This is a genomic window from Nitrosomonas communis (assembly GCF_001007935.1).
GTDB classification, from domain to species: domain Bacteria; phylum Pseudomonadota; class Gammaproteobacteria; order Burkholderiales; family Nitrosomonadaceae; genus Nitrosomonas; species Nitrosomonas communis.
On record NZ_CP011451.1, the window covers coordinates 413,848 to 439,740 of the forward strand.

24 protein-coding genes are annotated in these 25,893 nt (G+C 47.3%); 15 read left to right on the forward strand and 9 right to left on the reverse strand.

The genetic code is table 11. The features are described from left to right. Positions 1-919 precede the first annotated feature (919 nt). Positions 920-1,996, forward strand: coding sequence for a 3-deoxy-7-phosphoheptulonate synthase (locus AAW31_RS01795; RefSeq protein WP_046848927.1), 1,077 nt, complete (start codon positions 920-922; stop codon positions 1,994-1,996). Positions 1,997-2,049: 53 nt separating this feature from the next. Here AAW31_RS01795 and AAW31_RS01800 read toward each other — a convergent pair whose 3' ends face one another. Then, complete coding sequence (locus AAW31_RS01800) at positions 2,050-2,928, reverse strand: IS982 family transposase (protein ID WP_046848750.1); 879 nt, start codon at positions 2,926-2,928, stop codon at positions 2,050-2,052. A gap of 322 nt (positions 2,929-3,250) precedes the next feature. Here AAW31_RS01800 and AAW31_RS01805 point away from each other — a divergent pair, with 322 nt between their 5' ends. From AAW31_RS01805 to AAW31_RS01835, 9 genes are all read left to right on the forward strand, one after another. Next, positions 3,251-3,622, forward strand: a complete 372-nt coding sequence (locus AAW31_RS01805) for a thiol-disulfide oxidoreductase DCC family protein (RefSeq protein ID WP_046851416.1) — start codon at positions 3,251-3,253, stop codon at positions 3,620-3,622. Continuing rightward, the gene (locus AAW31_RS01810) at positions 3,623-4,501 is read left to right on the forward strand and encodes an alpha/beta fold hydrolase (RefSeq protein ID WP_052752008.1); all 879 of its coding nucleotides are present in this window, start codon (positions 3,623-3,625) and stop codon (positions 4,499-4,501) included. It abuts the gene before it with no gap. Positions 4,502-4,605: 104 nt separating this feature from the next. Beyond that, positions 4,606-6,291: a class I SAM-dependent DNA methyltransferase gene (locus AAW31_RS01815; protein WP_046848928.1), complete on the forward strand. Its 1,686-nt coding sequence runs from the start codon at positions 4,606-4,608 to the stop codon at positions 6,289-6,291. After that, positions 6,281-7,540, forward strand: a complete 1,260-nt coding sequence (locus AAW31_RS01820) for a restriction endonuclease subunit S (RefSeq protein WP_052752009.1) — start codon at positions 6,281-6,283, stop codon at positions 7,538-7,540. Before AAW31_RS01815 ends, AAW31_RS01820 begins: the two co-directional genes overlap by 11 nt. Then, the gene (locus AAW31_RS01825) at positions 7,537-8,367 is read left to right on the forward strand and encodes a hypothetical protein (RefSeq protein WP_046848929.1); all 831 of its coding nucleotides are present in this window, start codon (positions 7,537-7,539) and stop codon (positions 8,365-8,367) included. The genes AAW31_RS01820 and AAW31_RS01825 overlap by 4 nt, the downstream gene beginning before the upstream one ends. A gap of 256 nt (positions 8,368-8,623) precedes the next feature. Next, positions 8,624-8,911 carry a type I restriction endonuclease gene (locus AAW31_RS22995; protein ID WP_200899689.1) on the forward strand — a complete coding sequence of 96 codons (288 nt, stop codon included), beginning with the start codon at positions 8,624-8,626 and terminating at the stop codon, positions 8,909-8,911. Beyond that, a complete protein-coding gene (locus AAW31_RS22500) occupies positions 8,887-9,618 on the forward strand; it encodes a type I restriction endonuclease (RefSeq protein WP_258920407.1) in 732 nt (243 codons plus the stop codon). Before AAW31_RS22995 ends, AAW31_RS22500 begins: the two co-directional genes overlap by 25 nt. Next, positions 9,618-11,768: a type I restriction endonuclease subunit R gene (locus AAW31_RS01830; protein WP_235264464.1), complete on the forward strand. Its 2,151-nt coding sequence runs from the start codon at positions 9,618-9,620 to the stop codon at positions 11,766-11,768. Before AAW31_RS22500 ends, AAW31_RS01830 begins: the two co-directional genes overlap by 1 nt. Further along, positions 11,756-11,992: a DUF2191 domain-containing protein gene (locus AAW31_RS01835; RefSeq protein WP_046848930.1), complete on the forward strand. Its 237-nt coding sequence runs from the start codon at positions 11,756-11,758 to the stop codon at positions 11,990-11,992. The genes AAW31_RS01830 and AAW31_RS01835 overlap by 13 nt, the downstream gene beginning before the upstream one ends. 65 nt (positions 11,993-12,057) lie before the next feature. Here the strand turns inward: AAW31_RS01835 and AAW31_RS01840 are convergent, their stop codons facing one another. Together AAW31_RS01840 and AAW31_RS01845 are read right to left on the reverse strand one after the other, a co-directional pair. Continuing rightward, the gene (locus AAW31_RS01840) at positions 12,058-12,519 is read right to left on the reverse strand and encodes a ferritin-like domain-containing protein (RefSeq protein ID WP_046848931.1); all 462 of its coding nucleotides are present in this window, start codon (positions 12,517-12,519) and stop codon (positions 12,058-12,060) included. 195 nt (positions 12,520-12,714) lie between these two features. After that, on the reverse strand, positions 12,715-13,317 hold the full coding sequence (locus tag AAW31_RS01845; protein WP_046848932.1) for a peroxiredoxin: 603 nt from the start codon (positions 13,315-13,317) through the stop codon (positions 12,715-12,717). Positions 13,318-13,379: 62 nt separating this feature from the next. Here AAW31_RS01845 and AAW31_RS21070 point away from each other — a divergent pair, with 62 nt between their 5' ends. The 3 genes from AAW31_RS21070 to AAW31_RS01855 are packed head-to-tail and all read left to right on the forward strand — an operon-like array spanning position 13,380 to position 15,390. Beyond that, positions 13,380-13,526 (forward strand): hypothetical protein, encoded by a 147-nt coding sequence (locus AAW31_RS21070; protein WP_158441335.1) that lies wholly within the window; start codon positions 13,380-13,382, stop codon positions 13,524-13,526. After that, complete coding sequence (locus tag AAW31_RS01850; RefSeq protein WP_046848933.1) at positions 13,519-15,021, forward strand: flavin monoamine oxidase family protein; 1,503 nt, start codon at positions 13,519-13,521, stop codon at positions 15,019-15,021. Before AAW31_RS21070 ends, AAW31_RS01850 begins: the two co-directional genes overlap by 8 nt. A gap of 36 nt (positions 15,022-15,057) precedes the next feature. Next, positions 15,058-15,390 (forward strand): SMR family transporter, encoded by a 333-nt coding sequence (locus AAW31_RS01855; protein ID WP_046848934.1) that lies wholly within the window; start codon positions 15,058-15,060, stop codon positions 15,388-15,390. A 23-nt stretch (positions 15,391-15,413) separates the two neighbouring features. On the opposite strand, the gene AAW31_RS01860 is transcribed toward AAW31_RS01855, so the two are convergent. Together AAW31_RS01860 and AAW31_RS18610 are read right to left on the reverse strand one after the other, a co-directional pair. Beyond that, on the reverse strand, positions 15,414-16,745 hold the full coding sequence (locus AAW31_RS01860; protein WP_235264465.1) for a pyridoxal-dependent decarboxylase: 1,332 nt from the start codon (positions 16,743-16,745) through the stop codon (positions 15,414-15,416). A gap of 301 nt (positions 16,746-17,046) precedes the next feature. Then, positions 17,047-17,565 (reverse strand): DUF2780 domain-containing protein, encoded by a 519-nt coding sequence (locus AAW31_RS18610; protein WP_052752010.1) that lies wholly within the window; start codon positions 17,563-17,565, stop codon positions 17,047-17,049. A gap of 494 nt (positions 17,566-18,059) precedes the next feature. Here AAW31_RS18610 and AAW31_RS01870 point away from each other — a divergent pair, with 494 nt between their 5' ends. Both AAW31_RS01870 and AAW31_RS01875 read left to right on the forward strand, forming a co-directional pair. Beyond that, on the forward strand, positions 18,060-18,599 hold the full coding sequence (locus tag AAW31_RS01870; RefSeq protein WP_046848936.1) for a THUMP domain-containing protein: 540 nt from the start codon (positions 18,060-18,062) through the stop codon (positions 18,597-18,599). A gap of 24 nt (positions 18,600-18,623) precedes the next feature. After that, positions 18,624-19,835: a CapA family protein gene (locus tag AAW31_RS01875; protein WP_235264466.1), complete on the forward strand. Its 1,212-nt coding sequence runs from the start codon at positions 18,624-18,626 to the stop codon at positions 19,833-19,835. Between the two features lie 203 nt (positions 19,836-20,038). Here AAW31_RS01875 and AAW31_RS01880 read toward each other — a convergent pair whose 3' ends face one another. From AAW31_RS01880 to AAW31_RS01895, 4 genes are all read right to left on the reverse strand, one after another. Next, on the reverse strand, positions 20,039-21,100 hold the full coding sequence (locus AAW31_RS01880; RefSeq protein ID WP_046848937.1) for an IS5 family transposase: 1,062 nt from the start codon (positions 21,098-21,100) through the stop codon (positions 20,039-20,041). Between the two features lie 133 nt (positions 21,101-21,233). Beyond that, entirely contained in the window at positions 21,234-22,556 is a 1,323-nt protein-coding gene (locus tag AAW31_RS01885) for a replication-associated recombination protein A (RefSeq protein ID WP_046848938.1), read from the reverse strand. Continuing rightward, a complete protein-coding gene (gene lolA / locus AAW31_RS01890; protein ID WP_046851421.1) occupies positions 22,549-23,163 on the reverse strand; it encodes an outer membrane lipoprotein chaperone LolA in 615 nt (204 codons plus the stop codon). The genes AAW31_RS01885 and lolA overlap by 8 nt, the downstream gene beginning before the upstream one ends. Before the next feature lie 291 nt (positions 23,164-23,454). After that, entirely contained in the window at positions 23,455-25,863 is a 2,409-nt protein-coding gene (locus AAW31_RS01895) for a DNA translocase FtsK (RefSeq protein ID WP_046848939.1), read from the reverse strand. Between the last annotated feature and the right edge of the window lie 30 nt (positions 25,864-25,893).

The following is a 25,893-nucleotide window of genomic DNA, read 5'->3' on the forward strand; positions in this document are numbered from 1 at the left end:
TTTAGTTTATGAATATTTTTTCCTGCTGATTCATCTCTATTACAAGAGGAGAAGAGAAAAAGTAAAAGGAATTGATGGTTTACTTGCTGTTGCTGAATAACAACCAACCTATCCTGTCATATAAAAAAATGTAGATGAAAAACGGACTTGATGAAATTGGCATTATCAGGCGTATTACTTCAGCAACGCTAACAAAACCATTCTTTAATTTACAAACAAGATAAAGAATAGGCCAAAATCTTCGCTTCAACCTACAAAGCTGTTGATTTTATTATCGGTAAGTCAATGAAGGTAATAAAAAAAACGACAATGATTAGTCCTTCTCATTATGGTTAATGCTGAAACTTTGTGAATAAACTCTGTATAATTTTTGCATAACAAGGAAAAAAGTTAATCTTTAAATTTTATCCACAAACTATCCAGTTAACATTCCTACTTTATACAGATAAAAATTTTCAATCAGGCTATTGATATTTAATATCTTTCTATAACTATACAGAAATTGGCTTTTAATTATTATCATTCCTAATCTCTAATTTAATAATCTTTGATCATAGTAATTAGTTTCTAACCAGTACCAGTCAAAATTTATAACCAGCCAAATACGGCCTTAAACGCTTAGCCAAGATCGTACAGACCATTTTAGTAATAAACTACTTTCTTAGCTGCTGCTAACCATAAGTCCCAGATATATGCACGAATAAGTGCATTATCGATAATGCACTGATATTATTTGCTACAACGCAATATCACTCTCTTTTACTTTTTACTATAAATCTTCCTAACAAGCGGAAAGTAAGCTGCGGCTAGGTTAAAATACCGTCTGTAATTTTTTGCTTGCTGCTGATATTGCGCCTGCAGAAAAATAAATTTTTGGTACCAGACTACTCAGCAAATAAATAAAGGAATATTGATAGTTATGAAATTTCAGACCGATGATTTACGCATTATCGGCATGCATGAACTTACCCCGCCGGTGGAATTGCACCGTGAGTATCCTATTACGGAAACAGCAACTGAGATGGTTCACTTAGCGCGCCAAGCCATTCACCGGATTTTGCATGGTGAAGAGGATCGCTTGCTAGTAGTGACAGGACCCTGCTCCATTCATGATGTAGATGCGGCGCTGGAATATGGTGCTCGCTTGAAACATTTACGCGAAGTGTTCAAGGACCAACTACATATCGTTATGCGGGTATACTTCGAAAAACCACGGACCACTATCGGCTGGAAAGGATTAATCAACGACCCTGACCTGGATAACAGCTTTCACATCAATAAGGGTTTGCGCATAGCGCGTAAACTACTGCTGGATTTAAATAACCTGGGGATGCCTGCGGCTACGGAATATCTTGATTTGATCAGTCCCCAGTATCTGTCAGATTTGATTAGCTGGGCCGCGATTGGGGCTCGCACCACTGAGAGCCAGGCGCACCGCGAATTGGCATCTGGTGTCTCCTGTCCTATTGGCTTCAAGAATGGCACCTATGGGAATCTAAACATTGCCATCGATGCGATTGGCGCCGCATCTCGGCCGCATCATTTTCTTTCGGTTACTAAAGAGGGCCGTACCGCCATTTTTGCTACGAAGGGGAATGAAGATTGCCACATCATCCTGCGCGGCGGACGCAAGACTAACTACGATAGCACCAGCGTAGCTGTGGCCATTGAAGATTTAACCAAAGCCAAGCTGCCACCTTACCTGATGATTGATTTCAGTCATGCCAACAGCCATAAAGACTACCGACGCCAGCCGGAGGTAAGCGCCAGTGTGGCAGAGCAGATTGCGAGTGGAAGTGATGCCATCTGCGGCGTGATGATCGAAAGTCATCTGGTTGAAGGCAATCAAAAAGCAGATGGCAAGAAACGTGAAGAATTAGTCTATGGACAAAGCATTACCGATGGCTGCATCAGCTTCGAGGCAACCGAACAGGTTTTATCTCAATTAGCGGAAGCCGTGGAGAAACGCAGAAAAGGATTAAAAAAGGCCTCATAAGCGAACCGCCGTACTCCATTTCCTAACATAACGTGAGTTCGACATAAGAATCATCAAATCACGACTGGAAGAGCTTGAGGGAGCCTGATATTAAGTGAGGGTTTCTTCTCGCGAAAGGTGTAAGCCACCAATCCGGCTATCAGATTAACAAAAAAGTTAACTGGGCTGCGATGGCGGGAGTGCTCGATTTGCGAGATATTCTTCAATGGGTCATTGACGCTCTCAATGATCGAACGTTTACGTAGCAGCAGCTTGTCAAACAACGGCAACAGCTTGTTTTTCATGTTCTTGCGTACTTTGGTGATGAGCTGCACGCCTTGCTCGCGGAGTTGCTCAAAGAGTGATTGCGAAATGTAGCCCCGGTCACCGAAGAGTTTGCCAAACAAGGAGCGCGTCACCTCTGGTACCGGGTCACGGTCATCCACATTGCCCGCCGTTATTTTTACCCCTGGCAATTCTCCCTGGTCATTAATGACCAGGTGCAGCTTGAATCCATAAAACCAACCCATGCTGGTCTTTCCCCGGGCAGCAAACCCTGCCATTACTTGATGAGACCCAATACGGCGATTATGGCACACACTAATCTTAGTCGAATCAATGAAACTGATCCCACTACATTGCCCAAAGCGACTGGTCAGAAAACAGCACAAAGGCACCAGGCTACCTTGCAACAGCTCCACAAAGCGGTGGTAACTCACCAACCCTGGAAAATAATCGCGCTGATACCTCAACACGTAATTCAGGTAATAGTGTTTAAACGTCCGGTACCCGGATAGATGAAACCCGACCATGATGGTCATGATTTCGCTTAGACACAGCGCTCCTTGCCGCCGACGCTGTTTCAGCGATGACTCTAATAAGTGCTGCTCCCATTGCGGCTCAAACTCTTTACAAAATTCGTCACTCTCACAAAAAATCGTTGTAGTATCCATGGAAATCTGACTCCTCTCATGATGAAATTCTTTTGCAAAACCATTTCATCATAAGGAATTCAGGTTTCTTTTACAGCTTTTCTTATGTCGAACTCACGTTATATTATGGTAAAAAGTGTTTTTGTTCCAGGAAACTTGCCTCAAACCTGTTTTCATGACTAACTAACGGATCATCCCAGTAAAGCCTTTACCGCTCACGGTGAACTCATCAATCTGCCAGGCAATTGGCATTGGCCTTGGACGAGCTCAGATTGAACGGCATTTTTCTTAATGTTATGTTGGAACAGTTTTCTAGAGATGACTTTTTATCAGAGGATGGATGATGAGTGAGCAAAAGAAAGAAATCACTGTCTATTACGACGGTTCCTGCCCAGCTTGTATCAAGGACCGGCAAAACTATGAAAAACTGGCAGGAAAAGAGGGGGAAGATATCTGCTGGTTCGATATCACCGGCCAGGATGATCATTTACGTGAAATCGGTATCGATCCACGCAAAGCCTTGAGTGAACTGCATGTGCGCGATGAAAATCAACGGGTCGTTTCTGAACTGGATGCCTATATTTTGCTGATGTCACGCGTGCCGTTACTCAAACCGCTCGCCTGGTTGATCGGCTTGCCCGTGATTCGTCCCTGGCTGTCCTCGCTCTACCACCGCATGGTCCAGCGCCGCTTAGAAAAAACAGGACGGCTGTAGATGGACGAAAAATTACATTTCCAAGGTAAAGACGGTACCAAACTCACCTACTGCCGATGGACGCCGACGCAAAACTTGCAAAGTAATCCCCCTGTCACACCACTGGTGTTGCTGCATGGCGCTGCGAGCAACTCCACTCGCTGGTGGTATTTCACCCAGCACAGCCGCCTGGCTGCTGATCATTTGTTGTTGCGCCCGGATTTGCGAGGACACGGCGAATCGATGTGGCGCGGGCCAGCACGACTCGATGATTGGAGCCAGGACATCGCTACCCTTCTACAGCATGAACATCAGCCACGTGCTATCCTCGTCGGTCATTGTCTCGGCGCCAATATTGCCCTCAACTTTGCCGCGCGCTATCCCGACATGTGCGCTGGCCTGGTACTGATTGAACCCTTGGCGCGTGAAGCGGTTACTGGCATTCTGGCTCGATTGCGGCCATTCATACCACTGCTGCGAGTCGCCGTGTCACTGATTAAACTACTCAACCGACTTGGTCTCTATCGACGCCAACTCGGCACATTGGATCTGCAGGTACTGGATCGCCGCGTACATGAAGCAAGTCCTTCCGAGCTGCAAACCATGCTGATAGACTATGGCAGCCCCAAGCATGATCTCAAAGTCATCCCGACAGCGCAGTACCTCAATAACCTGATTGAGATTATGCGTCCCTTGCCCATTGATGAGGTGCGCTGCCCTGCCCTCGTCATCCAGTCAAGTGGACGCAGTATTACTGATCCGGAACAAACCCAAACCCTTTTGCAGCAATTACCGCAAGTAGAATTCGCCACGGTTAACTCCGAACACTGGTTACCGGCCACTCATCCTGATGAGCTATGCGAGTTGATTGATAACTGGGTGTTGAAAAATCATAATTGAATATTCGAATTGAATATTCGCCTTGAATACAACTCGTTTGACTGATACGCTTGCAGGTGCTCAAATCGGCACTCTCTAATGGACATACTCCTGCAGTAACCCTTATGAATCTTGAAGAACAGCAATTTCTCAACGAACTTGATAGGAGCCTATGGACCATGGCCAACAAGCTGCTGCCGATGCTCGATGCCGCGGTGTACAAGCATGTGGTGCTTGGTCTCATTTTCCTCAAATACGTGTCAGGTGCGTTCAAGGAACGGCGTGATGAGCTTGAACTTGCCTTCCGCGACCCGAACCATGACTATTACCTGGGCGACGACAGCACCGAGCTGATCGAACAGGAGCTCGAAGCGCGCGACTACTACACCGAAAAGAACGTATTCTGGGTGCCGGCGCTGGCACGCTGGGATTTCCTGCAGGCCAATGCCAAGGTCGCCGTCGGCACCGTGCTGCAGGTTAAGAATGGTAAGACTACCGAATACAAATTCAACGGCATCGGCCGCCTGCTGGACGATGCGCTCGAGGCAGTCGAGAAGGAAAACCCCAAACTCAAAGGCGTGCTGGAAAAAGACTACGCGCGCAAGCAGATCGACGCCGCACTGCCGGGTCTGATCGACCTTATCGCTGAAATTCCGTTCAAGCATGGCACGCTCAAGGCCAAAGACATCCTCGGCCATGTATATGAATACTTCCTTGGCGAATTCGCCATGGCTGAGGGCAAAAAGGGCGGGCAGTATTACACGCCCAAGAGCATCGTCACCCTCATCGTCGAAATGCTGGAGCCCTACCAGGGCCGCGTGTACGACCCCTGCTGCGGCTCCGGCGGCTTCTTTGTGCAATCGGAAAAATTTGTCGAAGAGCACGGCGGCCGCATCGGCCAGATTTCGGTTTATGGGCAGGAATCCAACCCTACCACCTGGCGGTTGGCCTCGATGAACATGGCCATCCGCGGCATGGACTTCGACTTCGGCAAAGAACCCGCCAGCACCCACACCCGCGACCAGCACCTTGACTTGCGCGCCGACTTCATTATGGCCAATCCATCATTCAACATGAAAGAATGGAACAGCGGCGTGAAAGACGACGACCCGCGCTGGCAATACGGCATTCCGCCCGCCAGCAATGCCAACTTCGCCTGGATGCAACACATGATCCACCATCTGGCGCCGCACGGCAGCATGGCGCTGCTGCTCGCCAACGGCTCCATGAGCAGCAATACCAACAACGAATGCGACATTCGCAAGGCGCTGATCGAGGCAGACCTGATCGAATGCATGGTCGCGCTACCCAGCCAGCTTTTCACCAACACCCAGATCCCCGCCTGCATCTGGTTCCTCACCAAGAACAAACAAGCTGGCCGTCATTCCAGCGAAAGCGGGAATCCAGAGTTCAGAAACCGCAAGGGCGAAACCCTGTTCATTGACGCGCGCAACCTCGGCTACATGAAAGACCGCGTGCTGCGCGACTTCGCGCCCGAAGACATCCGCAAGATCGCTGACACCTTCCACACCTGGAGGCAATCCATTCGCCCTGAGCCTATCGAAAAGCAACTCATTTATCAAAATATCCCCGGTTTCTGCAAATCTGTCACGCTGGCTGAAATTAAAAAACACGATTACGTGCTCACCCCAGGCCGCTACGTCGGTGCGGCGGAGCAGGAAGCCGACGGCGAACTGTTTGAGAACAAGATGGCGCGGCTTACGGCGCAACTGAACAAGCAATTTGGCGAAAGCGCGCGGCTGGAAGCGGTGATACGCGAGAATTTGGCGAGGTTGGGTTATGGCGGGTGAGTGGCAGATGCATACGCTCGGTGATTTGACCGTAAACCACGACAGCAAACGAAAGCCTGTCAAAGAGGCAGATCGTAAACCGGGGCCATATCCATATTACGGTGCCTCCGGTATTGTCGATTACGTGGACGATTACTTGATCGATGGGAACTACCTATTGATTGCTGAGGACGGCGAAAACTTGCGTACGCGCCAGACTCCCATTACTTTCATGGCCAGGGGAAAATCCTGGGTCAATAATCATGCACATATCGTTACAGGTAACGAGAAGACAGATACGCTCTTTTTGATGTACGCCCTACAGGCAACAGATATAAGCGGTTATCTAACTGGCGCCGTGATGCCTAAGCTTACACAAGGCAATCTTAATAAAATTCAAATCTCGTGCCCGTCGTTAGATGAACAACGCGCCATCGCCCACATCCTCGGCACCCTCGACGACAAGATCGAACTGAACCGCCGCATGAACGAAACGCAGGAGGCCATAGCGCGGGCGATCTTCAAGTCCTGGTTCGTTGACTTCGACCCCGTCCGCGCCAAAGCCAGTGGCGAACCATCTGAATCCATCTGCCGCCGCCTCGGCCTCACCCCTGACCTCCTCGCCCTGTTCCCTGACCGCTTCCAGGATTCCGAACTTGGCGAGATTCCGGAGAGGTGGCAGATTGGCACTTTCGGTGATGTCGCCGAACATCCGCGGCGCGGTATTCAACCGACTGAGATTGCACCAACTACGCCCTACATTGCTCTCGAACACATGCCGCGACGCTGTATTGCTTTGTCTGACTGGGATATGGCCGACGGTCTGGAAAGCAACAAATTCCAATTCAAGAAAGGCGAAATCTTGTTTGGAAAACTGCGCCCATACTTTCACAAAGTGGGAGTCGCACCAATCGACGGAGTCTGTTCTACCGATATCGTTGTCGTAGCTCCGAAGGCTGAGGGGTGGTTCGGTTTCGTACTAGGCCACATATCAAGCGATGCTTTCGTTGAACACACTAACGCCGGTTCTACCGGTACAAAAATGCCGCGTACAAACTGGAACGACATGGTACGGTTCCAAATCGTGATTCCTTCCAACATAATATCGGATACCTTTACTAGTCTTGTACGACCCATGGTTGAGCGGATTATCGCCTTGATTTACGAAGGACGAACTCTTGCTGGTTTGCGTGATGCGCTCCTCCCCAAACTCCTCTCTGGCAAATTGCGTGTGCCGAGCGCTGAGAACCTCGCTGAGGCGACTTCATGAGCACGTTAAAAGTCCTGGAGAGGGAGTGTTTCGAAGAATTGTTTGGAATGGGCAGCGGCTATGTCATGGATTTCTCGAATAGGACGTTTAATGAGTTCTTCCAGGAAATCGCGCGTATCAACATCTATTCGGACAAATATGCCGCGAATGGAGACTCGAAAGCAAAGAGGCTTAGAGCCTTTGTCGAGCTTGAGGCTGACACTCTTGTCGGAAAAGTACTTTCAGAACTATTGGAGTACTGGCATTACAAGACTCCTCACCCTAGTACCAGGGAAACGACGCTATTAAGAAGAGCGAGACAAATTGTAGAGCGATTACTTGGCCACCCTGCACCGCCACAAGATTCTAGCAAAGCATTTCTGAAGCAGGATTTCGGCCCTATCTCACTCCAGAAAATATCATCTGCCGGGCCACTTGTTCCTATCCTCGAATCTAGGCTTGACGAGGCGATCCGTTGTTTTAACGCAGATTCTCCTTTGGCAGTGATTTTCCATTGCGGCAGTATTCTAGAAGGATTGTTGCTCGCACTCGCATGCGCCAATCCACAGCAGTTCAATCAAGCTCCGAATAGCCCGAAAAACAAGGCTAACAATGTGAAGCAATTCCATGAATGGACGTTAGCGCAATTTATTGATGTTGCCTGCGAGCTCGGCTATCTCAAGTTGGATATAAAAAAATTCAGTCACGCGCTACGGGATTTCAGGAATTACATTCACCCATACGAACAAATGAGCGCTCGTTTCAATCCAGACAAACACACGGCAGAAATCTGCTTGCAAGTATTAAAGGCTGCCATTGCTTCATTAAGTGGCAAGCGAGGCTCCTAGTAATGACTATAGCATCTGTTTAATGCCATACGCACAATACAAAAATAGATGAAGCAGCCTCCGGAGATACTCCGGATGTTTTCCACGAACTCTATAAGTTTATGAAGTCAAGCTCCGGAGGTTTAGAGTAAATTCGTAGAAAATTGAGACAAGAAGCTTACTTAGGCGCTAGCATAGCGCCAGCAGCCTACAATCGATTAAATAACTGAATATATAAGAATTTTTTATTTAGTTGCAAATATAGAAATGACATGACATGACCGAAGACCAACTCGAACAACTTGCCCTTTCCTGGTTCCAGGATACGGGTTGGGACTATCGTTGTGGGCCGAACATCGCTCCGGACGGCGAAAACCCTGAACGTACCGATTACCGTCGGGTGTTGCTGACTGGCCGTTTGAAAGAAGCGCTACAGCGCTTGAACGCCGGCATCCCGGCTTCGGTGTTGGATGATGTGGTGCACCAACTTACCAAACCAAGTCATCCATCGTTGATCCGGAAAATCGCAGTTTTCACGAATTGCTCATCGATGGTGTACCTGTAGAGGTAGAGATTGATGGCCAGAAGCGTGGTGACCGCGTGCGCCTGATCGATTTTGATCATCCAGAGCAGAACCGCTTTCTGGTAGTCAATCAATACATGGTGCAGGGAGCCAAACAGCCGCGTCGACCTGATCTGGTGTGTTTCATCAACGGCTTGCCAATTGCGGTCATCGAGCTGAAGAACCCTGCTGCTGAGCAGGCGAATATCTGGTCGGCCTTCAATCAACTGGGAACCTACAAAGCAGAGATTACTGATCTGCTTATCTACAACGAGGCACTGGTAATCTCCGACGGTCTTCACGCGCGTGTTGGATCGCTCACGGCAGACCGCGAGCGCTTTCTGCCGTGGCGCACGATCCGTAATGAAAATGATCGTCCCTTACTGGAGCTTGAGTTGGAGAAGGTGGTGCGTGGTTTCTTCGCGCCTGAACTACTGCTGGATTTTCTGCGGTATTTCATTCTCTATGAGCAGACCGATGATGGTCTAATCAAGAAGATCGCGGGTTATCATCAATTTCACGCCGTGCGTGAGGCAGTGCGTGTCACCGTCATTGCTGCCACACAACCACAGGTAGAAACAAACCAGATGAAAGAGGAACGCGCTACTTATGGCAAGCAGGTAGTGCCAGGTTCACGCAAGGGCGGCATCGTCTGGCATACCAGGGCTCGGGCAAGAGCATCTCAATGGTGTGCTTTACCGGCAAACTGATGCAACGAGCGGAAATGCAGAATCCGACGATTGTCGTGATCACCGACCGCAATGATCTGGATGGGCAACTGTTCCAGACCTTCGTTGATGCACGTTCATTGTTGAAAGAAATCCCGCAGCAAGCAGAAGATCGCGAGCAATTACGTACATTATTGGCAGGGCGACCATCCGGCGGCATCATTTTTACCACCGTACAGAAGTTTTCACCAGAGAAAGACAAAGATCAATTCCCGTGCCTGACTGAGCGCACCAATATCGTGGTGATTGCCGATGAAGCGCACCGTTCGCAATACGGCTTTCGCGCAGTGCTCGACAAGAAGTCAGGCAAATACAAGTATGGCTTCGCCAAGCATCTGCGTGATGCCCTGCCCTACGCCACCTTTGTCGGTTTTACCGGCACGCCGGTGGAAACGGATGATAAGGATACCCGTGCGGTGTTCGGCGACTATGTCAGCATCTACGACATCCAGGATGCGGTGGATGACGGTGCCACAGTACCGATCTATTATGAAAGCCGCCTGGCCAGGCTGGATATCAATCAGGCGCAGATTGAGCAACTCAGCGAGCAGGTTGAGGAAATCTTCGAGGATGAAGAAAACATCGCGCTGCGCGAGGCAGCCAAAACCAAGTGGGCCGCACTGGAAAAGCTCGTGGGTGCGAAGCCGCGTATCAAGCAAGTGGCAGCGGATATCGTGCAGCACTTTGACGCACGCAATGCGGCTGTGGAAGGCAAAGGCATGATCGTGACCATGAGCCGTGAAATTTGCGTTCACCTCTATAACGCCATCGTCTCGCTACGGCCGCAATGGCACAGTCCTGATCCGGTTCAAGGGGCAATCAAGATAATCATGACCGGCTCGGCAGCAGATACCGAGTTGATGCGACCTCATATCTATAGCGCCGCTACCAAGAAGCAATTGGAAAAGCGTTTCAAACATCCCAAAGATCCGCTGAAGCTGGTGATCGTGCGTGATATGTGGTTGACCGGCTTTGATGTGCCCTGCCTACATACCATGTATATTGACAAGCCGATGCGCGACCACAACCTGATGCAGGCCATCGCCCGCGTCAACCGTGTGTTCCGTGATAAGGAAGGCGGGCTGGTAGTCGACTATATCGGCATCGCCGCTGAGCTGCGCCGTGCATTGAAAATCTATACTGACAGCCGGGGCAAGGGTCAGCCCACCCTTGATACTGCGGAAGCGCTGGCCAAACTCAAGGAGCTGATGGAGATAGCGCGCAGCCTGCTGCATGGTTTTGACTATGCCGCCTATCGCATTCAGGCGACAACCTTGCTGCTGCCCGCTGCCAATTTTGTGCTGGGACTGGAAGATGGCAAGAAACGCTGGGCTGATGTGGTACTAGCGATTACCAAGGCTTTTTCACTGTGCGGTACGCTGGATGACGCCATCACACTACGGGAAGAGATTGCTTTCTTCCAGGCTATCAAGAGCGTGATCGCCAAAGCCACCGAAACCGATAAGAAATTGTCGGAGGATCACAAGCACGCAGTACTCAGGCAGATTCTGGACAATGCGGTGGTGGCCGAAGGCGTGGAGGATGTCTTCAAGCTGGCGGGACTGGAACGGCCAGACATTGGCATCCTCTCCGATGGCCTTCTGGAAGAGGTACGCAATTTACCGCAGCGCAACTTTGCGGTGGAACTGCTGCAGAAACTGCTCAATGATGAGATCAAATCCCGCAGCAGAGCCAACGTGATTCTAGAGAAGAAATTCAGCGATCGCCTGCAGGAGGCGTTAAATCGTTACCGCAGCCGTGCCATTGAAAGTTCCCAGGTAATTGAAGAGCTAATTCAGATGGCCAAGGAATTCCGTGAAGCGGCCAAACGCGGCGAGCATCTGGGACTGAATGAATCGGAGCTCGCTTTCTATGACGCGCTGACCGACAACGAAAGCGCAGTACGTGAGCTGGGCGACGAGATCCTGAAAAAAATCGCGCACGAACTGACCGAGAAGCTGCGCCACAGCACCACGGTTGACTGGCAGAAACGCGAAAGTGTCCGTGCGCGCCTGCGTAATCTGGTGCGCATCACCCTGCGCCGCTATAAATATCCACCCGATCGACAGGAAGAAGCTATCAGGCTAGTTTTAGAACAGGCTGAACGGCTATCTGACCAATGGACGAAATAGGCATTGATAATGACGATAGCGCGTTAACTGGCATCACTAACTTAGAAATAGAGGAGAATGACATTATGCGTACTACTTTGTATATAAATGATGAATTGCTAAACAAAGATCAGCATATTACCGGTTTAACCGAAAAGAATACTTTAGCACGAGAAGTTACGTGTCTTGATCAAGCAAGAAAATATCTGCGACGGTACGGCTTGAAGGCAGCGAGCCAAAGCTAAAGCCAATACCGCAACGGCAATATGAAGGAGATCCTGTATTTCACGTTTACATATTGTGCTTACATTCATGTTGCGCAGGGTTGACGCAGCATCTTTTTAACTTCATCAGCATGCATCTCCTCTGCCACAATTTGACTGCGCGCATACTCCTCTACCAAGACAGATTTACCTTGAGCCAATTCCAGCAGTTGATAATAGAGATTCAGCGACTTATCTTCATGAGCAAGGGATTCCTGCAAGATATCGCCGACCGGGACCGAACAGGCTAGACTATTATCGTGCTCGTGTGTCTCCAGCAAAGGCCCGATGGCGAGCGAGGGATGTCCTCCTAGTAGGGTGACAAGCTCACCCGCCTTGCGCGCATGCAGCAATCCTTCTTCAGCTTGTTTATTTAACCACTCCACGATAGGTATACGGTTATAGCCGTATACCATCAAGGCGTAGTGCGTATAACGTACCACACCGGCCAGCTCGAGTTCCATGATTTGATTCAATAAGGCGACCGCTTTATCTTTATCTAAGCTCATGTGTTCCTCCTCTCAGCTCTGAAGTATAAGTAACGATATTTCGCTAAAAAGTTTTAACAAAACTTTATTTTATCCATACTCATGAGACTGATTATCTGGCTTATGCGTTCCTTTTATATTGCACTTAAATTGCTTATTATAATCTCTTCCTAATCTATCTATTAAAACGCCAGCGTGAAGCAGTCGAATTCGGCCTTACAATTTGTCCCCGTGGTTGCTGAGGTATTCTGCTACTCCTTCAGGACTTGCTTTCATGCCAGGTTGTCCGCTTTTCCAGCCAGCTGGGCAAACTTCACCATGCTCTTCATGGAAGCGCAGGGCGTCAACCATGCGCAACATTTCATCGACATCACGTCCGAGTGGCAGATCATTGACGACCTGATGCCGTACAATACCTTGTTTATCGATCAGGAAAGAGCCGCGTAGCGCAACATGATTGGGATGGGCGACCCCATAGGCATTCATCACTTCGCCGCCTAAATCAGCCACCAGTGTAATATCAATTGGACCCAGTCCACCTTTGGTGATAGGGGTATTGCGCCAGGCGTAATGCGTGAAGTGTGAATCGACAGAGACACCAATTACTTCTACATTACGTTGCTGGAAATCTTTCGCCCGATGGGAATGTGCAATGATTTCCGAGGGGCAGACAAAAGTAAAATCCAGCGGATAGAAAAACAGAACGGCGTATTTGTTACGGATATGAGTATGAAAATTAAAATTCTCATCAAAGCTGCCATCAGGTAAGACAGCAGGTTTAGTAAAATCAGGTGCAGGACATGTGACGAGTACAGACATAATATTTCCTTTCAAGTAAGTAAATTAATTCGGTAACAATTGACTTGTACGAGGTCAACGTTATGATTGAAGCTTTTCTCTTCTTATTTTGCTTAGTATCATATACTAGATACCCTGGACGCAAAAGTAAACAGGGGATTTTTGAAGAGCATGATGCGGTAGAAACATCATCTGAGCAGCACACGAAAAAAGGAGAGAATGATGAGTGATTCGATGCAGCTGGATACCGTCATTATCGGAGGAGGGATTACCGGCCTTTACGCGTGTTATCAATTATATAAGCAGAAAGGACCTGGGCATAGAATAGCCCTCTTCGAAAAATCTGAGCGATTTGGTGGGCGCATCGAGACCGTCGAGATGGATGGGTTCCTGGCAGAATTTGGTCCCATGCGCTTTGAGAAAAAAGGTCAACCGCTTCTTATGAGTCTTATCCAGGAATTAAAACTGGCAACCTGTTATTTTCCACCCTATACCCCAGCCACTAATCTGGAAGCACTCTTTGATCTGGAAAAAGATGAAGGCCGTATTTCTCATGGACACCCATTTAATGCGCTTGAGCTTTTAAGTCTGGGCATATTGCGGGTTCTTGGACAAAGTGGTGGTGATTTAAACAATCCGCGAGATACACGGCACTGGGAATGGTGGGCTGACCTGGATGAAGCTTTCTATCACCGCGTCAGAAATGAGTTTACTTTTAATGGAATCTCACTTTACCAAACCGGCTTCTGGAATGTATTAAGTGAGGTGTTGAGCCACAATGCCCTTAAGAAAATTATTGAATATGGTACATTTTACCATTTTATCCACCAAAATCCCTCTGCCGCAGAGTGGATCAATTTCTGGCTCAGAGGATTGCATCCTGAAGATGAGCTGGTTGGCATTAGGCAGGGAACCGAAGCACTGGTCACTGAGTTAGTAAAATTATTCTCTTTGTCTCAATACCCTTCGATTCAGCTTTACAGGAATTATTGTTTGACTGCCATTTATCAAGATGAAAATAATCATCTTAGATTGACTCTGGAAACGCCCCATCACGAAAGCATCACTGTGCGCACTCGCCACCTCGTGCTGGCGATTCCGCAGAGCTCTTTAAAAAAACTCTTACCCTTTTTTCCCGATGCTATTGGGCGCATCATTAACGGAGTTATCCCTGTTCCATTATTAAAATGTTTTTTTGTCACAAAAACACCCTGGTGGAACGCCAAAACCAAACCACAAACTCGTGCCTCGTCCATTCCAGCCCGAGAGCTCCATTATTACTACCGTGAAGAAGTCGATCAAAAACGGGGCATGGTGATGGTTTATGGCGATGCCCCTTCCATGAATTATTGGAAGCTTTTTGTTAAAAATGAACCTCATGAAAGAGCAGAAATCAATCACGACGAGCGACTTATCGAACAATACCTGCAATATTTAACCCCGCACCCTGCAAGCCTCAGCCCAAAAGAACGGAAAGAACAGGCACAGGCTATTACCTGTTTCGGCATCCGTGACTGGGGCAAAGAACCCTTCGAAGCGGGCTGCCATATCTGGAAGCCAGGGATACTCGTTGATCAGTCAATCGCTACGCTGGCAAGTTTTGGTGTAACTGATTCTATCTCCCAGAGGAATATTCATATCTGCGGCGAAGCTTATTCTGATTTCCAGGGATTCATTGAAGGAGGGCTTCGCTCAGTTCTCACTATACTCAAGCACATAAACTAATCAATTCTTTAATCTTATCTTCATGGAATCATATCAATGCAACAATGGATTTTTCTTTCGCTCGCTATTCTGAGCGAAGTAATTGCCACCTCATTCCTCAAGGCAACAGAAGGATTTACTCGCTTTTGTCCCTCGTTGGTCGTCGTGGTTGGATACTTGCTGGCTTTTTACCTTTTATCCCTCACACTCAAAACAATCCCGGTAGGTATCGCCTACGCTATCTGGTCAGGGGCAGGAGTGGTACTCATTGCGATTATCGGGTGGCTATTTTTAGAACAATCCCTCGATATACCAGCCATTATTGGCCTATTGCTGATCGTTGCAGGTGTCCTGATCATTAATGTCTTTTCCAAAACGGTTTCCCATTAATTCCTTAACAAGAAGCGGTAAGCTTACTCCTCCTTTTTACCCAGATCAGTTAGAAATTGATCCAGAATTTCCTTGCTGGCATGCGGCATCACGACCACATGCACATGAGGAACATGTTCCTTATCGATCTCCACTCCCATCGCCGCCAAACTATAGCGATTGACCACGGTATCACCTGGTTTTCTGAAATAAATCGTATTGGATTGCGGGTTGGCTCTCACAGGCTGTAAATAATCGTAGTGCGCCATCATTTCCTTTAATAAATAGGTCGTATTATCCAGCATGCTTTTGGCATCAGCAGCTTGCTTGCTAAAAGCCGCTTCCGAGCTGAAAAAATAAAACTCGGCAGCTTTCATCGCATCGCGCGAACAAGTAATCGTTCCAGGAATCTGCAGAATATATTCAGGATCATGAATCTGACCAAACTGGGTAAGGAACATCTCAAAGTTTGCTCTGGTCGTGATAAATAAGCCTGCTGGTGCAGGGAATCCGAAGAATTTATGACATGAGACGGCAATAGAATCATAACGTTTTACTTTTCTCCCTGTTCCCTCATCTGAGATCTCATGCAATAGCTCAGCCGCAAACTGGGTATGCGGCAGATAACCCCCAAACAACGCTGCATCCAGATGAAGATAAGCTGTGCGGCCTTTAAGCTTTGCTTGGATACCGTCTATGGAATCGACCGCACCTTTGAAAGTTGTGCCAATCGTTGCCACTACCAAAGCAGGATAATTGGCATTTGCTTTCAATTGCCTTTCCAGATCATCTATATCCATGCTGCCATCGCGATCGGTACCGACTACTACCCATTCCAGATTCAATAAATCTGTGAGAATTTGGATGGAGTAATGCGCTTCTCTCGTGAAATATATTTTAGGCATCACCCCTGTCTGGCTTCTTAGCAACGTACGGCCCATGTACAGTCCGTGCATATTGCTGTCAGTACCACTATTGCTGAGAAAACCCCAGACATTGTCTTGTGAAAAACCATACACTGTTCCGAACCGGTTTATAAGCTCTCTTTCAAACAGATGACTATTAAAAGGGATATGGCTATGAGCGTAGGGATTGCCGACGTTGTTAAAACCAAACTGATTAAGACCAGCTGAAAATAACTCTTTACGCCAGACGAAAAACTCCTCCGGCGGCGTAGCCATATTGAGTGGATACCCCAGAAGCATATTTTTTTGCTTTGGCAACTCTTTCATACTTTTTAGCAGTTCAGCAGAAGGTTGTTGCGGATGAGACAGAAGAGCATGACCCGGCGTTATATTGGGGTAGCAAGTAGCCATCAGGGCAGTAGGGCCACTCAAACCAAGAGATTGCCGTCGATTCATCAACATAGCGTTCATTTCCTGGACAATTATTTTATTGAGTTATAATAAATAAAAAAGTAAAGCAAAAAAGAAACTCATTCTTTTCGTTTCTTCTTTTTAATTAGCTCATTCCATTTCCAAACCAAACATGATGCAAAGTCGAGTCGTAGACCATATAACTTATATGGCAAGGCAAAGCCGACAAAATCAGGCTTGCTTTAGATATGGAATAACGCAAGAACAGCATTATCACAGTTTGCTATGAACAAGATCAGTAATCTGCCCGCTTACTGCAGTAAATAGCGTCAGCCGGGCAGACATCCTTTCATTGAAAAGGCTACATGCCACTCATCAATGCAGCTTTAAGTGCGGCCGCCACGGCACTGCCGCCACTACTTTCAACATATTGCACTATGGTAGGTATAAAATTTTTGACCATTTCAGGCTTCATGCCAATTTCCAAGAAAGTAGCTGTCATACCAGCTCCTCCAAGTGGACTTGGCGGCGGTGCAACCGTCATTAAATGGGGTACTTCAGGAACTGCATCAGTCAGCGCGGTAAAATCCTCTGCTGACATTTTGGTTTTGGCTAACTGGAACAGAGAACCCGCCCCCGCTTCAGCTTGCCGCTGATTGACGCCAAATTGCTGCATTAATTCCTTGGTCAGTCCAGTCGCAGGAATCTCGGCTGGCACAGCCGTTTTTGCAGCCTCGCTGCCTGGCAAAACTTGTCTACCCTGCTCTAAAGTTTCACTAGCACTTGGGAGTTGCCCCAAATCGACCGCGTTGGCATGACCGGGCACCAATAGCGTAATACTCAACGAAAAAAATGCACTTATCAATCTGATTGTTTTCATCACTCACACTCCTCTATAAAAAGACTGTTCTTGATAGGAAATCAGAATCACACCAATAATTTAGATAATGAGATAAATATTTTTCCTCTATCTGCGTAATCATAAAACTTTCTTTATGGGAATTATTAGCTTACACCGATTCTGCTGATTTTTGATAAAGAATGATGTGCGCTGGACACAGTAATAATACTATTTGAAGGTTAGGCGTCTGCTATTTTTATTTGATTGATATCATCAAATTTCGTTCTCACAAACCCAACAAACTCAGGAACCATCATCATGCACTTCTATTCCAATGATTGATTTTATTTCTAAATCAAACATGAGATGAAGACAGACTGCACACAGTATAAATAATATGGCAAGGCAAAGCCAACAAAGTTAGCAAAGTTAGCTTTAATTTAGAAATGGAATAATTTATTGAGGCTTGGCATATTTCTCTAAAGCCCAACCATGCATACCCCCATCTTCTTATCATTCGAAGGTAAACCATAATGAAAGATTGGAACGTTGTGGTCACTATCGCAGAAAATGGCTTCAAGCAAGCTTTCTCTTTACTATCCCAGTATGATCATGTGGCAAAGACACCTTTTCGCAACGTGCTTACCCTCAAGGTTGAGAATACCGAAACATTTCTCAAATCTTTTCTCCAGGACATGCAAAAAGATCCAGCTTATAGGCGCGTATTCTGTCGAGTCATTCCTTGTACTCACTGCTTCTTTTTTCAGACACTCTCAGCATTCGAGGAAAAGGCCAAACAGTGCATTCAGTCATTTCTGCCCCAATTGGCCCATCGCAGTTTTCATGTACGTATGCATCGGCGTGGGTTCTATGGCACAATAAAAAGCCAGGATGAAGCCGGTTTACTCGGCGACTATCTGAATGAGCAATTACGATCACAAGGAGCTGAGGGCAAAGTAACATTTGATGATCCTGACGTAATTCTGGATGTTGAAATCGTCGCACAGCAGGCAGGCTTCTCGTTATGGACCCGTGAACAACGCAACTGCTATCCGTTCTTAAAATTGGGATAATTCAGCAATAACTGATGAGTTCAAATGAAACGACGCGATTTTCTAATCCAATCATCCGCAGCTCTCCTGACATTGACTACCGATATCGAGAAAGCAATGGCAATAACCGACTCTGAAGCATCCACGCAAAAAACGCCCATTACACTATTTTTATGCGGTGATGTGATGACGGGTAGAGGAATCGATCAAATATTGCCTCACCCCAGCAAACCGCAATTATATGAACCCTATGTACAAAATGCGCAAGAGTATGTCGAACTGGCCGAAGAAATCAATGGCAAAATTCCCAGACCGGTAAGCTTCGATTATATTTGGGGCGATGCGCTGGTTGAACTGGAAAAAATAGCACCCGATGCACGCATAATTAATCTGGAAACGAGCATTACTACCAGCGATGAGTTTTGGGTGAATAAAGGCATCCACTACCGCATGCATCCTCAAAATATGCCCTCTCTCACCGTTGCAAAGATTGATTGCTGTGTACTGGCAAATAATCATGTACTGGACTGGGGATATGCCGGTTTGACCGAAACCTTACGCATCCTGACAAATGCTCACATCAAAACTGCCGGTGCCGGTGCAAACTTGCAGGCAGCACAATCGCGGGCTATTTTAGATATTCCCTTAAAAGGAAGAATCATTATCATTTCCTGTGGCACGGAATCCAGCGGCATTGCGTATGAATGGGCAGCTTCGGCCAGGAAAGCAGGTGTTTATTTTTTAACCGATTTATCCCGCAAAACGGTTGATCAAATTGCAACGCTCGTGCGTCAGAACAAGCACCCTGGCGATATTGTCATTGTTTCCATCCACTGGGGCGGAAATTGGGGTTACCGTATTCCCGAGGAACACATTGATTTTGCTCACATGCTGATTGATTCTGCCGAGATAGACTTGCTGCATGGACATTCTTCCCATCACCCTATCGGACTGGAAGTGTACAAAGAAAAACTTATTTTGTATGGATGCGGTGATTTCTTGAATGATTATGAAGGCATAGGTGGTCACGAGCATTATCGCGGCGACTTATCCCTGATGTATTTTGCCAGCATTGCACCTGCTACGGGTAAATTGGTTAGCTTGGAAATGGTGCCGTTGCAAATCAAGTATTTCCGGTTGAACCGCACTTCAGCAGAAGATGCATATTGGCTGCAGCGTATCTTGGATGAACACAGCAGCAAACTCAATTGCAGAATCGAACTCACATCAGACCAGAAACTAAAAGCTGTTTACTAGAAGGCTCGGGGGATAACGCAAGTATATTCCCTTCATGATCCTTTTATTAATCACTCAAGGGCACCTCTAAAAATACCTAAAAAAAGCAAATCAATTCAACCAGGAGGGCAATTTCACTTGATTCTCAAAGTTTTTCTGTCCAATAATTAAATTTTTCTAAATTCAAGGTGATTCGGGTTGTTATCTTCTCGTTTTTGCTCCCTTTAAGCCATTTCGGGCGCACTAACCCTATCGAAACTGAAATACCCTTTTCGAATCAGCGTCGCTACACGCTTGATGTTATAGACGAGGTTGAGTAAGCCTATTTGTACTTTTGCTCTCCCATAACCTATGGTACGAATCGTGATTCCGCCCAGTTCATTCGTCATCGAACCAAACACATGCTCTACTCGTGCACGCACCCGTGATTTCTCTTTGTTACTGGATTTTTGTGCTTGCGTGAGGGGATGATTGCGAGCGCCTTTTTCGTGAATCTGACTCGTGTATTTTGAGGTGACCAGACTTTCTTCCTGTGCATTGCTGCGGTATGCTGAGTCCGCATAAATATCTGCGCCTCCCACTTCAGGGGATTGCAGCACTTCTTCCAAAACCTGACTGTCATGAATTTGCGCTGAAGTAACTTCCCATGTGGTTATCAGCTTGGTATCGCGATCCATATTGACGTGATCTTTGTAACCATAAAATGATTCGCTGTTCTTCTTCGTCCAACGCGCATCAATGTCTTTTTGCGCCAGTTTGTGGGGATTCTGTCCCCATTCAATCGGAACGGCATCTTCTTTAATCATCTTGTTTTCTTCACGTGTATTGCGTTGTTTAGGCACACTCACAAAGGTCGCATCAATGATCTGACCTGACTTCAGTTCTACCTCCAACTCTCGTAAACATTCATCGAATCTTGCAAACAGACGATCCATCAGATGGTTCTCTTTCAACTCTTCCCGGAACGACCACATGGTCTTTGCGTCAGGCACTACCCCTGCCAGACCAAGTCCCAAAAACCGCATGAAACTCAACCGGTCCCGGACTTGATACTCCAGCCGATCATCCGACAGATTATTCATTCTTTGTAATACCAGCATTTTGAATAGCATCACCCGATCAAAGGGTTTGCGGCCTGCTTCACTTTTCCGGGGCTTCGTCGTTGTCTCTGCAAGAAGATCAGCGAATAGATTCCAATCGATTATGCGATTCAGCTCTTCAAGCGGATCATTTAACTTACTTAGCTGAGCATATCGATTGTCAAGGTCAAAAAAACCGAGTTGCATGGTGAGGACTCATATCGGGGAGCATAATCTCATTATTATACATTTTAAACAACGTGTTATCCTGGACAAATCAAGAAAATACTACTTTCTCCTAACGCGCCTCATTTTATAGCTTGAATTTTTAGAGGTGCCCTCAAGGTTTTGTTTGACGTTTTTTTGCCTGTTCATCCCGCTTTTTTAAGTACTGCAATTTTTCAGCAATTTTTGCCTCCAGTCCGTAAGAGGTAGGATGATAGAAATCCACTGGTGGCATATCATCTGGAAAATAACTTTCCCCCGCGGCATAAGCTTCCGGCTCATCATGCGCGTAACGATAATGCTGCCCGAAACCCATGTCTTTCATAAGCTTGGTAGGTGCGTTGCGTAATCGTAGCGGTATACGACGCGATTGATCGTGCTCGACATATGAGCGGGCTTTTTTGTAAGCAAGGTAGGCTGCATTGCTTTTTGGGGCACAGGCCAGGTAGAGCGTTGCCTGCACCAGCGCCAATTCACCTTCCGGGCTGCCGAGACGTTCATAAGCGTTACAGGCATCGAGTGTAAGGGTCAGTGCACGCGGATCAGCAAGGCCGATATCCTCGGTGGCCGTACGGATGAGGCGTCGGCCGATATAGAGCGGATCGGCACCACTATCGAGCATGCGGCACATCCAGTAAAGAGCGGCGTCCGGGGAAGAACCACGGATCGATTTATGTAAGGCTGAAATCTGATCATAAAATTCGTCACCACCTTTATCAAAAAGACGCATACTGCGCGATAGTACATTGCGCACAAAGTCTGCATTTATCTCACTTATTCCTTCAGTCTCGGCAGCAATATCCGCCTGCTCAAGCAAGTTGAGCAGGCGCCGCGCATCACCATCGGCAAAAGTGATCAGGAGATGTTTTGCTTCCTCTGAGAAATGTATTTTCTGCAGCGCTAACTGACAGGCGCGCTCAAGCAATTGCTTAAGTTCCTCCTCGGATAAAGGGCTCAGCATATACACTTGCGCGCGTGAAAGGAGTGCGCGATTGACTTCAAATGAGGGATTTTCGGTAGTAGCACCGATAAAGGTAATCAATCCCTGCTCGACATAAGGCAGAAAAGCATCTTGTTGCGCCTTATTAAAGCGGTGAACTTCATCCACGAACAATAGAGTGCGGCGACCTGATTGCTGCAATATCTGCTGCGCCCGTTCAACTGCTTCACGGATATCTTTTACCCCAGACAGTACTGCCGACAGCGCAATAAATTCAGCATCAAACACGTGCGCCATGAGACGCGCCAAGGTCGTTTTTCCACTGCCCGGCGGACCCCATAAAATCATGGAGTGCGGTTTTCCCGATTCAAACGCAAGACGGAGGGGTTTGCCCGCACCTAACAGATGCGTTTGACCAATGACCTCATTCAAGGATTGGGGACGTAAGCGCTCAGCTAGTGGTGCATTGGGTTTTTGCTGGGTAAAGAGATCAGTCACTGATCACATCGGCGCCTTTGGGTGGGGTAAACTGAAATAAATCGGGAGAAAGAACGGGATTGGTTTCAAGATCAGTAAATACCAATAAGGTAAATTGACCGAAATTATCGCGTAAAACCATTTCACGCAATTCTCCTTTTTGAGAAAAGCCCATGCGGATCAATTCAAAGGTGCTTTCCTTAGTTTTGGGGATAGCTTCCAGCCATTCCATCTCATCATTCACCTCGATTTCTGCAAGATCAAAATTTCGTTCGATCGTACTGCTGCCCGCTAATAAAGCAGCGGGACTGCTGCCGATCGCCACATCCAGCCGACGTACTGTCACTTGATTGAGATCCTGATCGTAGAACCATACTCTGCTGCCGTCACCGACGATCAATTGCTGGTAGGGTTTCTCATACGTCCAGCGAAACTTGCCCGGCCGTTCAAACATCATGACGCCAGTAGCTTCCTGCATTACCTGAATATTTTTATTAAGCAAAGTTTGTGAAAATACCGCTTTGAAAGTTTGTGCTTTCTGCACGAATGTTCTCAGGCTATCGATAGCAGAGGCTTGAGCAAAAACAGGAAGTAAGCAAAGTAACCAATATAAGCTAAATCGAATCATGCTGCTCCTTAAAAATAATATTTGAATGGAGCGGGTATGGTTAGGCATGTTTTTATTATCCATTCAATTTGATCATTATTCACGCGCGATCACTTTGATTAATTGGTCGAGCTAAGACCAAGTGCAAGGTGGACAGAGCGTGAGAAACGACAAAACGAGCAAAGCGAGTTTGCGAGTTTGCGAGTTTGCGAGTTTGCGAGTTTGCGAGTTTGCGAGTTTGCGAGTTTGCGAGTTTCTGAGTACCACATCAACACGGCCATTCACTTGCACAGGCAATTAATCACTGCTTCCTTAGTCATCTCGGTTAGGGGCTAAAACTTCCCGGTTACCATTACTTTGCATGGCGGAAACAAGGCCAGCGCGTTCCATTTCTTCGATCAGGCGCGCTGCACGATTGTAACCGATACGCAATTGTCTCTGCACTAGTGAGATCGAAGCGCGGCGTGATTTGAGCACAATGGCCACTGCTTCATCATACAGTGGATCCGATTCCCCTCCTGCCTGCCTGCTCGTTTCACCATTTTCACCGCTCAATTCACTGTCTTCATCGCTTGCTTTGAGCACTTCCTCAACATAGCACGGTTCGCCGTGTTCCTTGAGATATTCCACTACTTGATGCACTTCATGGTCAGCCACGAATGCGCCATGGACCCGCTGCGGATAACCGCTGCCTGGTGGCAGGTAGAGCATGTCACCCTGACCAAGCAAGGCTTCTGCACCCATTTGATCAAGAATGGTACGCGAATCAATTTTACTGGAAACCTGGAAAGCTATTCGAGTAGGAATATTGGCTTTGATCAGACCCGTGATGACATCGACCGAAGGCCGTTGTGTTGCCAGTAGCAGATGGATGCCTGCCGCACGGGCTTTCTGTGCAAGCCGCGCGATCAGTTTCTCGACCTTTTTTCCCATGATCATCATCAGATCAGCCAGTTCATCGATCACCACCACAATCAGTGGCATTTCTTCCAGTTGCGCAGGTCCATTCGGCGCTATACTCAGTGGATTAGTCAGTATTTCCTCATTATTTTTGGCATCACGGACTTTCTGGTTATAGCCAGCAAGGTTACGCACTCCGAGCGAAGACATCAGCTTATAACGCCGTTCCATTTCAGCCACGCACCAGTTGAGCGCATTGGCTGCATCACGCATATCCGTCACTACCGAGGTCAGCAAATGAGGAATTCCTTCATAAACCGATAGCTCCAGCATTTTCGGGTCAATCAGAATGAGCCGGACTTGCTCAGGTGTGGCTTTGTAAAGCAGACTCAGAATGACTGCATTGATCGCCACTGATTTACCCGAGCCGGTCGTGCCTGCCACCAGTGCATGCGGCATCTTCGCGAGATCAGATACAATCGGGCGACCGCTGATATCCTTGCCGAGCGCAATGGTCAAAGGCGATGCCATATCCGCATACGGCTGAGAACTGAGGATCTCATACAGCCGAACCATTTGCCGCTTGGGATTGGGAATCTCCAGACCCATCGTGGTTTTGCCAGGAATGGTTTCGACCACACGAATGCTGGCAACGGAAAGCGCGCGCGCCAGATCCTTGACGAGATTAATGATTTGATTGCCTTTGACACCGACAGCAGGTTCAATTTCATAACGCGTAATGACCGGCCCGGGATGGGCAGACACTACTTTGACTTCAACCCCAAACTCCTGCAGCCTGCGTTCAATCAGACGGGAAGTAAATTCCAGCGTGTCATTAGATAGCAGCTCAACATCTTTTTGCGGCTCATCCAGCAAATGAAGCGGTGGCAACAGCGCATCAGATGAATCGGTAAAAGAAGAGGTTATTTTTTCTTTAACAGGGCGAGCCGGTTTCTGAATAGCGGGTTCAGGCAACTCTATCCGAAACGGTGGGGAAGAAGGCTCGGCAGCAGGCTTTTTTTGATTCTCTCTGACAGGCTTTCTCGGCACCTCTCTGAGCGGCTCATTGTCTTCTTTATCCTGCTTAAAACGCATGGGAGCCTCTCTGATCGACTCATTGTCTTGTTTATCTTTCTTAAAGCGCATCAAGAAGGAAATCACTTCATGGCGACGATCACGCAGAGCCAATAAGCGGTTCCATAGAGATAGGCAAGATTCTTCAATAGCTTCGCCTATCATTTCAGTGATGCGTACCCAGGATAACCCGGAAAACAGACTGAATCCTATCGCCATCAAAATGACCAGAATGAGCGAGGTACCAGTAAAACCGAGTATCAGGGAAAGATTTTTACTCAGGGTTTCGCCCAGTATCCCTCCCGGCACCAAGGGAAGAGACAGGTTAATCGTATTCAAACGAAGTGATTCGAAACCGCTACTGGCTGTCAGCAGAATCATAAAACCTGTCAGTGAAATAAGCAGTGCACGTGGATCAAAGATGCTGGCAATATCAATGCGGCGATAGCTCCAGAAGACTGCCGAAAGAAAAAAAACCACCCACCACCATGCTGAAGCGCCAAACAGGTAAAGCAGCAAATCTGCCAGCCAGGCACCAGCTCTTCCCCCGGCATTACCGATCTGATCGATATGGTCGCTATGTGACCAACCAGGATCAGCACGATCAAAACTAATAAAAATCAATATCAGATACAAGGCAATGCCGCTTAGTATCAGACAACCTGCTTCTCGGAACAATTTGGCGATTCTAGGCGGCAAAGGATTAGTATTAGCCTTTTTCGCCATTGGTTTATTGACAGCAGCCATGCGAATATTAGAAATAAAGAAACAAAACCC

Coding starts and splice junctions, on each gene's coding strand:
- AAW31_RS01860 (WP_235264465.1), bottom strand. CDS start 16,745: ATGAACGCTATGTTGATGAATCGACGGCAATCTCTTGGTTTGAGTGGC.
- AAW31_RS01820 (WP_052752009.1), top strand. CDS start 6,281: ATGGCGGGTGAGTGGCAGATGCATACGCTCGGTGATTTGACCGTAAAC.
- AAW31_RS01835 (WP_046848930.1), top strand. CDS start 11,756: ATGGACGAAATAGGCATTGATAATGACGATAGCGCGTTAACTGGCATC.
- AAW31_RS01850 (WP_046848933.1), top strand. CDS start 13,519: ATGAGTGATTCGATGCAGCTGGATACCGTCATTATCGGAGGAGGGATT.
- AAW31_RS01845 (WP_046848932.1), bottom strand. CDS start 13,317: ATGTCTGTACTCGTCACATGTCCTGCACCTGATTTTACTAAACCTGCT.
- lolA (WP_046851421.1), bottom strand. CDS start 23,163: ATGATTCGATTTAGCTTATATTGGTTACTTTGCTTACTTCCTGTTTTT.
- AAW31_RS01895 (WP_046848939.1), bottom strand. CDS start 25,863: ATGGCTGCTGTCAATAAACCAATGGCGAAAAAGGCTAATACTAATCCT.
- AAW31_RS01840 (WP_046848931.1), bottom strand. CDS start 12,519: ATGAGCTTAGATAAAGATAAAGCGGTCGCCTTATTGAATCAAATCATG.
- AAW31_RS01795 (WP_046848927.1), top strand. CDS start 920: ATGAAATTTCAGACCGATGATTTACGCATTATCGGCATGCATGAACTT.
- AAW31_RS01875 (WP_235264466.1), top strand. CDS start 18,624: ATGAAACGACGCGATTTTCTAATCCAATCATCCGCAGCTCTCCTGACA.
- AAW31_RS18610 (WP_052752010.1), bottom strand. CDS start 17,565: ATGAAAACAATCAGATTGATAAGTGCATTTTTTTCGTTGAGTATTACG.
- AAW31_RS01800 (WP_046848750.1), bottom strand. CDS start 2,928: ATGGATACTACAACGATTTTTTGTGAGAGTGACGAATTTTGTAAAGAG.
- AAW31_RS01830 (WP_235264464.1), top strand. CDS start 9,618: ATGCAACGAGCGGAAATGCAGAATCCGACGATTGTCGTGATCACCGAC.
- AAW31_RS01810 (WP_052752008.1), top strand. CDS start 3,623: ATGGACGAAAAATTACATTTCCAAGGTAAAGACGGTACCAAACTCACC.
- AAW31_RS01855 (WP_046848934.1), top strand. CDS start 15,058: ATGCAACAATGGATTTTTCTTTCGCTCGCTATTCTGAGCGAAGTAATT.
- AAW31_RS01825 (WP_046848929.1), top strand. CDS start 7,537: ATGAGCACGTTAAAAGTCCTGGAGAGGGAGTGTTTCGAAGAATTGTTT.
- AAW31_RS01815 (WP_046848928.1), top strand. CDS start 4,606: ATGAATCTTGAAGAACAGCAATTTCTCAACGAACTTGATAGGAGCCTA.
- AAW31_RS01805 (WP_046851416.1), top strand. CDS start 3,251: ATGAGTGAGCAAAAGAAAGAAATCACTGTCTATTACGACGGTTCCTGC.
- AAW31_RS01870 (WP_046848936.1), top strand. CDS start 18,060: ATGAAAGATTGGAACGTTGTGGTCACTATCGCAGAAAATGGCTTCAAG.
- AAW31_RS21070 (WP_158441335.1), top strand. CDS start 13,380: ATGATTGAAGCTTTTCTCTTCTTATTTTGCTTAGTATCATATACTAGA.
- AAW31_RS22995 (WP_200899689.1), top strand. CDS start 8,624: ATGACCGAAGACCAACTCGAACAACTTGCCCTTTCCTGGTTCCAGGAT.
- AAW31_RS01880 (WP_046848937.1), bottom strand. CDS start 21,100: ATGCAACTCGGTTTTTTTGACCTTGACAATCGATATGCTCAGCTAAGT.